Below are 12,787 nucleotides of genomic sequence, written 5' to 3'. Positions count from 1 at the left end.
GGGCTTTTGCATGAATGGAGGAATGGAATGAGTGTGGAAACCTGGCTGCTGTTCAGCGGCGCTGCCTTGATCGTGATCCTGATCCCAGGCCCGTTGTCATTGCTGATGATCAGCAACAGCCTCAACTACGGCCTGCGCCGTTCATACCCGGCGTTTCTCGGCGGGGTGTTTGCCTCGATCTGCCTGTTGAGCGCCTCGGCCCTGGGCCTGGGCGCACTGTTGCTGGCCTCGGAACAGTTGTTCAGCGCCTTGAAGATCGTCGGCGCACTGTACCTGTTCTACCTCGCCTGGCAGAGCTGGCAGCAGTCGCGCCTGCCGGCCCGTGGCGCGGAGGTTCCGCAGGCAGCGCCCGTGCCGCGCTTTCGCGCGTTGTTTGGCCGGGCCTTTGTGCTGGGCGCCAGCAACCCCAAGGACATCCTGTTTTTTGCCGCGTTCCTGCCGCAGTTCCTCAGCAGCCAGCAGCCGTTCCTGCCGCAGTTGCTGATAATGATCGCCACCTGGACCGTGCTCGACCTGTTGTGCAAGCTGGCCTACGGCCTGGGTGCCCACGGTGCCGCGCGCTACCTGCGCAGCGGCAAAGGCCAGAGCTGGTTCAACCGCATCAGCGCCGGGCTGTTCAGTGGTGCGGGCGCGGCCTCGCTATTGAGCCGCTGAGCCTGCCAGCCCCGGCGCGGGTGCGTCGGGGTCAGTCCAACCCGGCCACGCGGCTGAAAAACACCGTGAACGTCGACCCGCGCGTGTCCTGCTGAATGCCCCCCACCAGCCGGACCAGGCGACGTTCTTTGATGGCCTTCTTGACGGTTTCGTATTGCACACTGCGTTGGCTGCCCCGGCTGGCGAGCTTGCGGTCGAACCACACGTCAGATAACTGCAAGATCCTATTGGACGACAACGGAATGCTGCTCGAATCCGTCCAACGCGTAAGGATGAAATATACGTTGTTGGATTTAGGGTGCGTGACGATAAAGTTGTTCAAGTCGCCGCGATTGCCCTTGGGCACCGTTTCCAGGTGAAACCCCTGACGCTCCAACACCTGCCTGACTGCATTCTGAGCAACGATGATCTTGCTTGAGGCCGGCGCTGTGCGCTTGTCCAGCAGACGCGGCTCCAGCCTAAAAGGCACCAGGAAGTCCACCCGCTCAAACCCAGGCCCTAAGCCATCTACGCTGATATTCACACTGAACTTGCCCTCTAACTCGATCGGCCGGAGCATTTTCAGCAAGTCATCGGTGTACCCCGCCGCTCGCGGCACGGCGGGCAGCCAATCGTCGAGCGTGGTGCGCAGGTTCAACAACCGCGTCGCTGTCATCGAGCGGCTGCTGTCGGCCACTTCCACCAGACGCTGCACGGCGAAACGCCGACTCCCCTGGGTCAGGCCTGGAAAAACAGCCCCGACCGACTCCGCCAAGGGGCGATTGAACAGGGGTTGATGAGGCGTCCAGCGGCCGTCTGCGCCATAGACGAAGGGAATGGGCTGTTCACCCAGACTGACGCCCAACCAGCGGTCAAGGTCATCCATTGCGTTATGGGCCAGGGCCCTGGGGCTTTTTACAAAGACCACATCATGGGGCGCGTGCAGGCCACCGGGCACTATCTCGAAGTAGTTCTCCCCCAGCTTCACGGCATCGAAAGGCGCCTCGCCATACACCCGGTACAAGCGTTTGGACGCCGACAACACCTGCGGCGAGACTCCGGGCACCTCGTGCCCCCAGGCCTGCCAATAGCTCTCGGTCAACACCGGCTGGCTGCGTACGCGCTCCGCCGTCGGGCGTGAACGAACAGCCCAGAACGTGCCGGGTGCAGGCCGCTCCCAGGGCCGGAACAACGCCGTACTGGGCCCCGGCTGCGGTTCGGGAGCATCGGCGCCCAGCAGCCACTGTCGAGGTTCGTCGATCTGCAGCAGCCATTCATTTTCTCCTGGGCGTTGTCGGTTTTTCAGACGCAAAGCAGACTCACCCGGCCGACGATAAACGGGATAGTGGTCCCTGCCGTCCACCACAAATTGTTCGCCATCCTTGAGGTAGCTGCCTTTGTTGCGCCCGCCTAGCGCGATGCCATCGCCTGCTGCGCTCGGACTGCGGTAGCCTTCCAAGCCCTTGAACCGTTTGGCGGGCAATGAGGTACGCATGAAAAAACTGCCGCCGGCCGCCAAGTGCTGCTGACGATGCAGCCTTTGCAAGACCCGGCTCATATTGGGCGCCTGCGGCTTGGCGCCGGCTCGGGAACCCCGCACGGGGAGCAACGTCATGGCCACTTCGAGCACGAACATATGCACGCTGGTCACCAACTCGAAAATTCCTTCAGGTGAATGCTGCTGATGAAGCCGCCGCGCAGCCAATAACACTTCATACAGCTTGATCCCCAACCCCAGCACCGGCACGAATGACAACAGCCCTCGCCACCGTGTATCGGCCTGCTCGCCGAGACGCCACGCGCGGTACACCTTCAATTCGTCATCGGAGTTGCACTGGCTATAAGCCTGGCGTTGCGCCGTCAATACGCGGGAGTGGGCGAGTAGCTCAAGCAGGTGATTGCCCTCGGTGGGAGTGATGCCTAACCAATTGTCTGGGGAATGAGTGCGCTGCTCGTCAATTTCCGCCTCAATCGCACTCAAGTCTTTGGCCGGAAACACTCGACTGCGGTTAAACCAGCGCGCCAGATGAAACACGTCGGAACCCAGGGCATAACGGAGCAGCCCTTCCATCCAACCGACCTCAACACGCAGGTCGTTCGGGTACCCCGCGAGGCCATCAGCCTCCCACCCCGGGGCAACCCCTTGGGCCAGCGCAGCCTTTGCGCCCGGCGTCGAGGCCAGCCCGATCAACGCCGTGCGGGCCTCTGCCAGGCCGCTGTATTCGGTAATGCTCGGTTGTTCAGGGCTGTCAGGCCAATACAGCACGCAGCGATCATCCACCTCGTCAATGATCACCACCACGCCGGCGATATGCCGTGGCGCCGGCAGTGTCAGCGCCTCCAGCCTGACCGTGCACAACTGCACGCTGTGGCCGTCACGCTCAAGATCGGCACGGCTCTGCGCCGCCAATGCCAGCGCGAACAAACGCTGGCCGGGCGCGCTCAGGCCACTGTTGGCGGCGCTGAACAGATGCCACTGCGCCGCCTGCTTGAACGCACGCAGCAATGCTGGTCGCAGGGTCTGTGGATCGTCGCTGTGGGGGTCGCCATAAAACGCCTGGCGAATCTGTTGAGCATAGCGCTGTGCGAGGTCCAGCCTCGATAGCGTGGCCAGCAAGTAGTCGGGGCTGAGGCGATCCTTCCAGGCTGGCTGCAGATAATGGGCCTTCTGCAGCCGCCAACGTGCCCAGGGCGCTTTCGCATCAAGGTTATGCAACGCCAATTGCAACAGGCTGTAGGTCTGCCGCTCCTGGCTGACCACGATTTTCGCGCCGGACTCCCCCACCGCCCGCTCTGGATGCCCCACCCAATGGGCGCTGACATCATCGGGCATGTCCAACAGCGGCTGGTCAATATCCAACCCAGGGTAAAAACCGTCATCTTGCAGCCGCTTGATCAACGCGTCGCGGGCAAACACCGTCAGTGCCGGCAAACGCTCGAATACGCCTGACTCCAGCGCCTGCCAACTGCGCAGGGATGACGCCTGTAGGCGCCGATAACGCTTGCGCGGCCAAGCCTGCGCGGTCTCCAGCCAGGCTGGAAGCCGCTTGCGCTCGGCAGCGGCAAGCCGCAGTAGTTGCACGCTGGCGAGGGCCTGTTCAAACGCCTCGCAAGGTGGCACCTGCAGACTGTTGACCGCCTCATCCGCCAGCGCCAGCCTGGCGAACGACGGATCACTGACTTCGCTGAACACGGGCTCGCCGGCTGCCAACAGATGGTCGAGCTGATTGAAGCCCTTAATCTGCTCTTTGATCGCCAGCAGCAAGCCGTCGCCGTCGATCTGCGGATACTCGACGCTCACCGGCTCGTCGACCTTCAACGCTCGGACCTTGGCCAGGACGGCACTGCGCTGGGTGCGATGCAGACAATCCCACAGCGGCGAACGGTCGATCGCCTTGAAGCTGGCGCTGAGTGCTTCGGACAACCTTGCCAGCGATGCAAACGCCTGAAGCCCTCCCTGCCGTCCAGGCACATACAACATCACCGGTTGCTGGACGGCCTCAGCCGTGCAGATAACCAGCGCGCCCAGCAGGCGCTGGTGTTCAATCACAACCCCCGTTACCCACGTGGCGCCGGGCTTGACCATGCCCTGCGCGACCTGTTGCTGCTGGCCCTCGCTGATCAATTTAAGGTGGCACTGCAACCGTGCCTCGCTCTCGAGCGCGCCGCGCCGGGCCCGCAATAACAGGACGCCCCTGGGCGGTTGCCCCGCGACTTTTCGACTCCAGAAATCCAGGTCGCCAAGACTTGCTTCATGCGCCTCCAGCATCGCCAATGCCTGGGATTGATGGGTTTGCCATTGCTGATGCAGCACCTGCATCTGCGCCCAGGCTGGGGTCTCTTGGCTGGCATCGGCAGGGTCCAGCAGCGCCAACAAGCCTTGCTCATAACGCGCCACCGTCTGTTCACAGGCACCCTTGGGCAGCTCGCGGGCCAGGCTGGCAAAGTGGATGTGATCACGACATCGGTGTGCGTCCCAGCCCAGCAAAGTCTCCAGCGCTCGATGCAAGGACGGACGCAGCGGGATCAACTGCCGCCGCTGCCGCTCAACCGTGCGTAAGCGCTCGACGAGGCTGCCGTGGGTACCGCGGATGGCGTCCCGGGGAAACAACAAGGCCAGGTTGACCTGCGCCACAGTGTCCCATTCGTTTTGCCATTGGGTGGCGAGTAAAGCGTCGGCGGCCTGTTGCAGTGCATCGTCTTCAATGGGGTCTGCCGGCTGCAGGCTGAACCCGGGAAATTCAGCAACGAACAGGTCCGGCACCGCGTGTCGTTGACGCAGCGGCAAACGCTGCCACCAGCCGTCCAGGTAGCGACTGACCAATGCCGGCAACGCCTCCTGCAATTGGACCAAGGAGCCGAATTCGTGAAATCCCTGGGCCAACCCCGGTAGAAAAATCACTTGGCGCTGATGACGCTGGCCCGCACGGTACAGGTGCAACCCGCCGCTCAAGGCCACGGGCGTCGCGCCTTTCAGTGGCCAGTACAGCGACGATACGTTCAAGCTCGCCCAGTCGCCGCCCGCCCGTTGGCGCGCTTCGGCCGTCGGCGCGTCGAGCAGGCTTTGCACCATGTCCAGGCCATGATCCGACAACTCGAACACGCCATGGGCGAGTACGGCCTGGCTCGCAAGAAAGGCCTGATACAACTCATGCCAGCGGGCTCGCCTTGATCGCCATGAGTCTGCGGCCAGGCCGTCCCAGTAGCGGGCCATTACGGTGTCGAAGCGACTGGGCCAGTCCGGCCCTAAGGCTTGGCTCAGCGCCTGCCCGGCCCGATCATCCGGGACGGGGGCCGGGGGCGTCTGCTGCCGCGCCGCCAGTAGCCCAAGGCTGGCCTCAACCAAGTCCCGCGTGTGGGGCATGCCCTCAAGCGCCAGGGGCACCTTGAGCAACTGGGTGTCGGGGTCGACACCGAATGCGTCGCGCAAGGCCTGGCGAATGATCGAGCCAATCCGTGGCGCACGGTCGAGCAACTGCCCAAGGCCCTTGGCCGTGACCTCGCAGCGCAGGCCCGCATTGTGCAGTTCATTGATGACCCGGCTCGGTTGCGCCGTTGCGTTGATACGCCGGGTCAACCCGGCTCTGATGGGGTCCAACTGATTGTCCGTTACCGTGCTCATATCGCCTCCCTGTATATGGAAGGAAAAGGCTAGGCAACGGACGGACCACTGCGGCGCTACATAGTTGAGCGCAAAACCGGCAGGCAAAAAAAAGCCCGCAGTGTGCGCGGGCGAAACCAACGAAGAGCTTTGGGGGTGTGAAGCGAGGTGACGACTCAGCTACCGCGATAGGTGGAGTAGCTGTAGGGCGAAATCAGCAGGGGCACATGGTAGTGATCCTGTTCGGCGCTGATGCCGAAGCGCAATACCACCACATCCAGGAAGGCCGGCTCCGGCAATTGCACACCGCGGGCGCGGTAGTAATCGCCGGCGCTGAATTGCAATTGGTAGACACCGCTGCGGTAGTCATCACCTTGCAGTAACGGCGCGTCGCAGCGGCCATCGCTGTTGGTCAGCGCAGTGGCGACCAGTTCCAGCTGCGCGCCGTCGACGCGGTACAGCTCAACCTGGATGGCGCTGCCGGGGCAGCCGTGGGCTGCGTCGAGTACGTGTGTCGTCAGTCGTCCCATGGGGCGGGCTCCCTTGCATGAAGTGAAATAGGCTGCACCTTTACGGGGCATCAAAAAGCCGCTAATGGGCCGATTAAGACACTTTTAATAAAAATTGTACACAATAAAAATCACAAAGTTTCGCACATGCTGCGACGTCTCGATCCTCAACGGAATTTCCCAGCAAGCCTTGCTTTTAAAAGACCTTTTGTCCGTTTACTGACCAATCGGGCAAGTTTCTTGCAGCGCTGAACGGCGGCAACTCCACGGAAAAAATGCGGAAATACAGGCTTACAAAGTGACCATTAAGTTGTATACAATCAGCCCATCGCTGTGACGCCACCCAGTCTTTCCGCTGGCCGCCACACACTTGCTACCACGAACAAGAAGGAAGACTGCAGTGAGCGCTGACTACCCACGCGACCTGATCGGTTACGGCAGTAACCCTCCTCACCCCCACTGGCCGGGCAAGGCACGCATCGCCTTGTCGTTCGTACTCAACTACGAAGAAGGCGGCGAGCGCAACATCCTGCACGGTGACAAAGAGTCCGAAGCCTTCCTTTCAGAAATGGTCTCGGCCCAGCCGCTGCAGGGCGAGCGCAACATGAGCATGGAGTCGCTGTACGAATACGGCAGCCGTGCCGGCGTGTGGCGCATCCTCAAGCTGTTCAAGGCATTCGACATTCCGCTGACCATCTTCGCCGTGGCCATGGCTGCCCAGCGCCACCCGGATGTGATCCGCGCCATGGTCGACGCCGGCCACGAGATCTGCAGCCACGGCTACCGCTGGATCGACTACCAATACATGGACGAGGCCCAGGAGCGCGAGCATATGCTCGAAGCCATCCGCATCCTCACCGAACTGACCGGCGAGCGTCCGTTGGGCTGGTACACCGGGCGCACCGGCCCCAACACGCGACGGCTGGTGATGGAGGAAGGCGGCTTCCTCTACGACTGCGACACCTACGACGACGACCTGCCCTACTGGGAACCCAACACCCCCACCGGCAAGCCGCACCTGGTGATCCCCTACACCCTGGACACCAACGACATGCGCTTCACCCAGGTGCAGGGCTTCAACAAGGGCGATGACTTTTTCGAGTACCTCAAGGACGCGTTCGACGTGCTGTATGCCGAAGGCGCCGAGGCTCCGAAGATGTTGTCCATCGGCCTGCACTGCCGCCTGATCGGCCGTCCGGCGCGCCTGGCCGCGCTGAAGCGCTTTATCGAATACGCCAAGGGTCACGAACAGGTCTGGTTCACCCGCCGCGTCGACATTGCCCGCCACTGGCACGCCACCCACCCGTTCCCGGGAGCGGCCAAATGAGCACCTTCCAGACGCTGAAACCCTCGACCTTGAGCCGTGACGCTTTCGTCCACGCCTTCGCCGACATCTACGAACACTCGCCATGGGTGGCCGAAAAGGCCTTCGACCTGGGCCAGGACGCCTCGATCGACCAGATCGAAACCCTGCACCAGCGCATGAGCGACATCCTGTTGAGTGCCGATCACGCCAGTCAGTTGGCGTTGATCAACGCTCACCCTGACCTGGCCGGCAAAGCTGCCGTCCAGGGCCAACTCACCCAAGCCAGCACCGATGAGCAAGCTGGCGCGGGGATTCACCACTGCACGGCCGAAGAGTTCTCACGCTTCACCGAGCTGAACGATGCCTACAAGGCCAAGTTCAAGTTTCCCTTCATCATGGCGGTAAAAGGCAGCAACCGGCACCAGATTCTCGCCGCGTTCGAAACGCGCATTCACAACTCGGTGGATGCCGAGTTCAAGTGCGCGTTGGACGAGATCAACAAGATCGCGTTGTTCCGTTTACTGACCCTCTAAACCACCATCCCCAGCCACTCTATTTAAGGCAGACAAGAAGAATGAAAGCGCAACCCGTACCTTTCGAAAAGTTCGTCAACCTGGCCGACGCCCGCCTGGGCACCAAGATCATCTCCGTGACAGATGACTGGTTCGCCGACGCCAACCGCCTGTTCCAGCCGACCCCGGCCGTGTGGAAGGAGGGCGTTTTCGATGACAACGGCAAGTGGATGGACGGCTGGGAGTCACGCCGCAAGCGCTTCGAAGGCTACGACAGCGCAGTGATCCGCCTGGGCGTACCGGGTTCGATCAAGGGCGTGGACATCGACACGTCATTCTTCACCGGCAACTATCCGCCGTCGGCGTCCCTGGAAGCCTGCTTCCTGGCCTCGGGCGAGCCTGACGACAACACCCAGTGGGTAGAAGTCCTGTCGGCCGTCGAGTTGCAAGGCAACAGCCACCACTACCACGAGATCAGCAACGACCAGGCGTTCAGCCACCTGCGTTTCAACATCTACCCGGATGGCGGCGTGGCCCGTCTGCGGGTGTACGGCGTGCCGTTCCGCGACTGGTCGGCAGTGGGCGACAACGAACAGATCGACCTGGCTGCCGCATTGAACGGTGGCCGCGCACTGGCGTGTTCCGATGAACACTTCGGGCGCATGAGCAACATTCTCAACCCAGGCCGTGGCGTCAACATGGGCGATGGCTGGGAAACCGCCCGCCGTCGCACGCCAGGCAATGACTGGGTGATCGTCGCCCTGGGCCACCCCGGCGAAATCGAGAAAATCATCGTCGACACCCTGCACTTCAAGGGCAACTACCCGGACACCTGCTCGATCCAGGGCGCCTTCGTGAAGGGCGGCACCGACAGCCAGATCGAAACCCAATCGCTGTTCTGGCGCGAACTGCTGCCGGCGCAGAAACTGGAAATGCACGCCGAACACACCTTCGCCGAGCAGATCAAGGCACTGGGCCCGATCACCCACATCCGCCTGAACGTGTTCCCGGATGGCGGTGTGAGCCGCCTGCGGGTTTTGGGCAAAGTAGCCAAGTAAGCGGTGAACCCTGTGGTGAGCGGGCTTGCCCCGCGCTGGGGCGCGAAGCGGCCCTGTCTTTTGGGGCTGCTACGCAGCCCAGCGCGGGGCAAGCCCGCTCACTACAAAAACAAGCAGATCAAACAACACAGCATTCGGAAAAGAAGACAGCCATGCGCACACTGATGATCGAACCCCTGACCAAAGAAGCCTTCGCCCCTTTCGGAGACGTTATCGAAACCGATGGCAGCGATCACTTCATGATCAACAACGGGTCGACCATGCGCTTTCACAAGCTGGCAACGGTAGAAACCGCACAGCCTGAAGACAACGCGATCATCAGCATCTTCCGCGCCGACGCGCTGGATATGCCGCTGACCGTGTGCATGCTGGAGAGACACCCGCTGGGCAGCCAGGCCTTCATTCCGCTGCTCGGTAACCCCTTTCTGATCGTGGTCGCGCCACTTGGCGATGCACCTGTATCAGGCTTGGTCCGCGCCTTCGTCACCAACGGCAGGCAGGGCATCAATTACCATCGCGGCGTCTGGCACCACCCGGTGCTGACGATCGAAAAGCGGGATGACTTCCTGGTGGTTGATCGCAGTGGCACAGGCAATAACTGCGATGAGCATTTTTTCAAAGAGGATGAGCGGTTGATCCTCGCCCCCCACCAATAAGAGAAGGCCGGATCACCCGACAACAAGGGTGACAGGCGAGAGGTAAAGACTGTGGAAGCACATCTGTTGGAATGGCTGAACCTCAGCGTGCGCTGGGTTCACATGATCACTGGCGTCGCCTGGATCGGCGCTTCGTTCTACTTCGTCTGGCTGGAAAACAACCTCAACCGCGTCAACCCCAAGGACGGCCTGTCCGGTGACTTGTGGGCGATCCACGGTGGCGGTATCTACCACCTGGAAAAATACAAACTGGCCCCGCCGACCATGCCGGACAACCTGCACTGGTTCAAATGGGAAGCCTATTTCACCTGGATGTCGGGCGTCGCGCTGCTGTGCGTGGTGTTCTACCTCAACCCGACGCTGTACCTGCTCGCCCCCGGCAGCAGCCTCAGTGGCAGCGAAGGCGTCTTGCTGGGCATCGGCTCACTGTTCGCCGGCTGGTTCATCTACTCCTTCCTCTGCGACTCGGCCCTGGGCAAACGCCCTGCCCTGCTCGGCTTGATCCTGTTCGTGCTGTTGATTGCCGCCGCGTACGGCTTCAGCAAAGTGTTCAGCGGCCGGGGTGCGTATCTGCACGTGGGCGCGGTGATCGGCACCATCATGGTCGGTAACGTGTTCCGCATCATCATGCCGGCGCAGCGCGCGCTGGTGGCGGCGATCGCCGAGAACCGCACCCCCGATCCGGCCCTGCCGGCCAAGGGTCTGCTGCGCTCACGGCACAACAACTACTTCACCCTGCCGGTGCTGTTCATCATGATCAGCAACCACTTCCCGAGCACCTACGGCAGCCAATACAACTGGCTGATCCTGGCGGGGATCGCGGTGGCGGCGGTGTTGGTGCGGCACTACTTCAACACGCGGCATAACAGCCAGAAGTATGCGTGGACCTTGCCGGTGGGCGCACTGGCGATGATTTGCCTGGCGTATGTGACCGGGCCCAAGCCGGCCGAACCGATTGCCAAGGCACCTGCGGCCATCGAGTACCAACCGTTGCCGGAAACCGCATTGGGGGGTGGCCTGAAACCCGCCGCGCCTGCGGCGACCGAACCCGCGGCTGCACCTGCGCCTGCCCAGGCGACGGTTGATTTCGACAAGGTCCACGGGGTGATACAGGAGCGTTGCGCCGTGTGCCATTCGGCCAAACCCACCAGCCCGCTGTTCAGCACCGCACCGGCCGGGGTGATGTTCGATACCCCGGCGCAGATCCAGCAACAGGCGGCGCGCATCCAGGCGCAGGCGGTGGCGAGCCAGATCATGCCGTTGGGCAACATCACCCAGATGACCCAGCAGGAGCGGGATTTGATTGGCACATGGATCAATCAGGGGGCGCGTACCAACTAACAGATTCACATAGTTCCAATGTGGGAGGGGCTTGCCCCCTCCCACATTTGGACCTGCAGTGTTTTGAAGATTGCGTTCCACACAACACAAAAATAAAAAAGATCCGAGGTGTTGCATGACCGAGTTAGTCGAACCGCAGATTCCTGCCGCTCCCGCCATGGTGCGGCTGCCCCTCTTGCAACTGATTCTGGTAGGCCTGCAACACGTCTTGCTGATGTACGGCGGCGCCGTCGCCGTCCCCCTGATCATTGGCCAGGCCGCCGGCCTGAGCCGTGAAGAAATCGCCTTTCTGATCAACGCCGACCTGCTGGTAGCCGGCATCGCCACCCTGGTGCAGTCATTCGGCATCGGCCCGGTGGGCATCCGTATGCCGGTGATGATGGGCGCCAGTTTCGCCGCTGTCGGCAGCATGGTCGCCATGGCCGGCATGCCCGGTATCGGCCTGCAGGGAATCTTCGGCGCCACCATCGCCGCCGGGTTCTTCGGCATGCTAATCGCACCGTTCATGTCCAGGATCGTGCGCTTTTTTCCGCCGCTGGTGACCGGCACCGTGATCACCGCCATCGGCCTGTCGCTATTCCCCGTGGCCGTGAACTGGGCCGGCGGCGGCAGCGCAGCCGCCACCTTCGGCTCACCGATTTACCTGGCAATTGCCGCCCTGGTACTGACCACCATCCTGCTGATCAACCGTTTCATGCGCGGCTTCTGGGTGAATATCTCGGTGCTGATCGGCATGGGCCTGGGTTACGCCTTGTGCGGGGCCATCGGCATGGTCGACCTCAGCGGCCTGGCCTGGGCGCCGTGGGTGCAAGTGGTGACGCCGCTGCACTTCGGCATGCCGAGGTTCGAGTTGGCGCCGATCCTGTCGATGTGCCTGGTGGTGGTGATCATCTTTGTCGAATCCACCGGAATGTTCCTGGCGCTGGGCAAGATCACCGGCCAGGACGTCACGCCGAAAATGCTGCGCCGTGGCTTGCTGTGTGATGCCGGTGCGTCGTTCTTCGCCGGTTTCTTCAACACCTTCACCCACTCCTCCTTCGCGCAGAACATCGGCCTGGTGCAGATGACCGGCGTGCGTTGCCGTTCGGTGACAATGATGGCCGGTGCCTTCCTGATTGTGCTCAGCCTGTTGCCCAAGGCCGCGTACCTGGTGGCGTCGATTCCCCCGGCGGTGCTCGGCGGGGCGGCGATCGCCATGTTCGGCATGGTGGCGGCCACCGGCATCAAGATCCTCCAGGAGGCCGATATCGCCGACCGTCGCAACCAGTTGCTGGTGGCGGTGAGCATCGGCATGGGCCTGATCCCCGTGGTGCGCCCGGAGTTCTTCGCACAGTTGCCCGTGTGGATGAGCCCGATCACCCACAGCGGCATCGCCATGGCGACCCTCAGCGCACTGTCGCTGAATATCCTGTTCAACATTCTCGGCGGGGCCGAACGCCCCGTAGTCGACCCCGCCCACACCTGACACATGCCCCATTGTCGCCCTGTGCGCGCTGTAACGGCGCACTTGAGCCCTGACGTGGGAGCCAGTATTCTCCGCGCCCGCTTGAATCGACGGTTGTTTGCCGCCTTGGCGCGGGTCTTGCTGTAGCAATAAAGCTGACCATTCAGACCACTTTTGTAACCACCAAAGGCGCCGCACCAGAGCGCTTGTGTAGAAGAAAAACCATA

9 protein-coding genes are annotated in these 12,787 nt (G+C 62.1%); 7 read left to right on the top strand and 2 right to left on the bottom strand.

Annotated elements, in window-relative coordinates; translation table 11 throughout:
• Window positions 1–27: 27 nt before the first annotated feature.
• Window positions 28–654, top strand: coding sequence for a LysE family translocator (locus tag Q8X51_RS01685; RefSeq protein WP_159936537.1), 627 nt, complete (start codon window positions 28–30; stop codon window positions 652–654).
• Window positions 655–685: 31 nt separating this feature from the next.
• Here Q8X51_RS01685 and Q8X51_RS01680 read toward each other — a convergent pair whose 3' ends face one another.
• Window positions 686–5,755 (bottom strand): dermonecrotic toxin domain-containing protein, encoded by a 5,070-nt coding sequence (locus Q8X51_RS01680; RefSeq protein WP_407693448.1) that lies wholly within the window; start codon window positions 5,753–5,755, stop codon window positions 686–688.
• A gap of 155 nt (window positions 5,756–5,910) precedes the next feature.
• Window positions 5,911–6,264, bottom strand: a complete 354-nt coding sequence (uraH, locus tag Q8X51_RS01675; protein ID WP_065927242.1) for a hydroxyisourate hydrolase — start codon at window positions 6,262–6,264, stop codon at window positions 5,911–5,913.
• 379 nt (window positions 6,265–6,643) lie between these two features.
• On the opposite strand from uraH, the gene puuE reads away from it, so the two are divergent.
• The 6 genes from puuE to Q8X51_RS01645 all read left to right on the top strand — a co-directional run bounded on the left by puuE (window position 6,644) and on the right by Q8X51_RS01645 (window position 12,581).
• Entirely contained in the window at window positions 6,644–7,570 is a 927-nt protein-coding gene (gene puuE, locus Q8X51_RS01670) for an allantoinase PuuE (protein WP_407693447.1), read from the top strand.
• Window positions 7,567–8,082: a 2-oxo-4-hydroxy-4-carboxy-5-ureidoimidazoline decarboxylase gene (uraD, locus tag Q8X51_RS01665; protein ID WP_092486415.1), complete on the top strand. Its 516-nt coding sequence runs from the start codon at window positions 7,567–7,569 to the stop codon at window positions 8,080–8,082. Before puuE ends, uraD begins: the two co-directional genes overlap by 4 nt.
• Before the next feature lie 41 nt (window positions 8,083–8,123).
• Window positions 8,124–9,119, top strand: coding sequence for an allantoicase (gene alc / locus Q8X51_RS01660; protein ID WP_065948614.1), 996 nt, complete (start codon window positions 8,124–8,126; stop codon window positions 9,117–9,119).
• A gap of 152 nt (window positions 9,120–9,271) precedes the next feature.
• Window positions 9,272–9,775, top strand: coding sequence for an ureidoglycolate lyase (locus Q8X51_RS01655; protein ID WP_027603915.1), 504 nt, complete (start codon window positions 9,272–9,274; stop codon window positions 9,773–9,775).
• Window positions 9,776–9,826: 51 nt separating this feature from the next.
• The gene (locus tag Q8X51_RS01650) at window positions 9,827–11,116 is read left to right on the top strand and encodes a urate hydroxylase PuuD (RefSeq protein WP_065927238.1); all 1,290 of its coding nucleotides are present in this window, start codon (window positions 9,827–9,829) and stop codon (window positions 11,114–11,116) included.
• Window positions 11,117–11,231: 115 nt separating this feature from the next.
• Entirely contained in the window at window positions 11,232–12,581 is a 1,350-nt protein-coding gene (locus Q8X51_RS01645; protein WP_407693446.1) for a nucleobase:cation symporter-2 family protein, read from the top strand.
• The last annotated feature ends 206 nt before the right edge of the window (window positions 12,582–12,787 follow it).

This window comes from Pseudomonas sp. Yb2C2 (genome assembly GCF_052112325.1).
GTDB classification, from domain to species: Bacteria; Pseudomonadota; Gammaproteobacteria; order Pseudomonadales; family Pseudomonadaceae; genus Aquipseudomonas; species Aquipseudomonas marginalis.
The sequence above is the reverse complement of the archived record's forward strand: the minus strand, read 5'-3'. Positions and strand labels throughout refer to the sequence as shown.

Bases quoted from the DNA above. Each gene is read 5' to 3' on its own strand.
- Q8X51_RS01685 (WP_159936537.1), top strand. From the start codon at position 28: ATGAGTGTGGAAACCTGGCTGCTGTTCAGCGGCGCTGCCTTGATCGTG.
- Q8X51_RS01680 (WP_407693448.1), bottom strand. From the start codon at position 5,755: ATGAGCACGGTAACGGACAATCAGTTGGACCCCATCAGAGCCGGGTTG.
- uraH (WP_065927242.1), bottom strand. From the start codon at position 6,264: ATGGGACGACTGACGACACACGTACTCGACGCAGCCCACGGCTGCCCC.
- uraD (WP_092486415.1), top strand. From the start codon at position 7,567: ATGAGCACCTTCCAGACGCTGAAACCCTCGACCTTGAGCCGTGACGCT.
- alc (WP_065948614.1), top strand. From the start codon at position 8,124: ATGAAAGCGCAACCCGTACCTTTCGAAAAGTTCGTCAACCTGGCCGAC.
- Q8X51_RS01655 (WP_027603915.1), top strand. From the start codon at position 9,272: ATGCGCACACTGATGATCGAACCCCTGACCAAAGAAGCCTTCGCCCCT.
- Q8X51_RS01645 (WP_407693446.1), top strand. From the start codon at position 11,232: ATGACCGAGTTAGTCGAACCGCAGATTCCTGCCGCTCCCGCCATGGTG.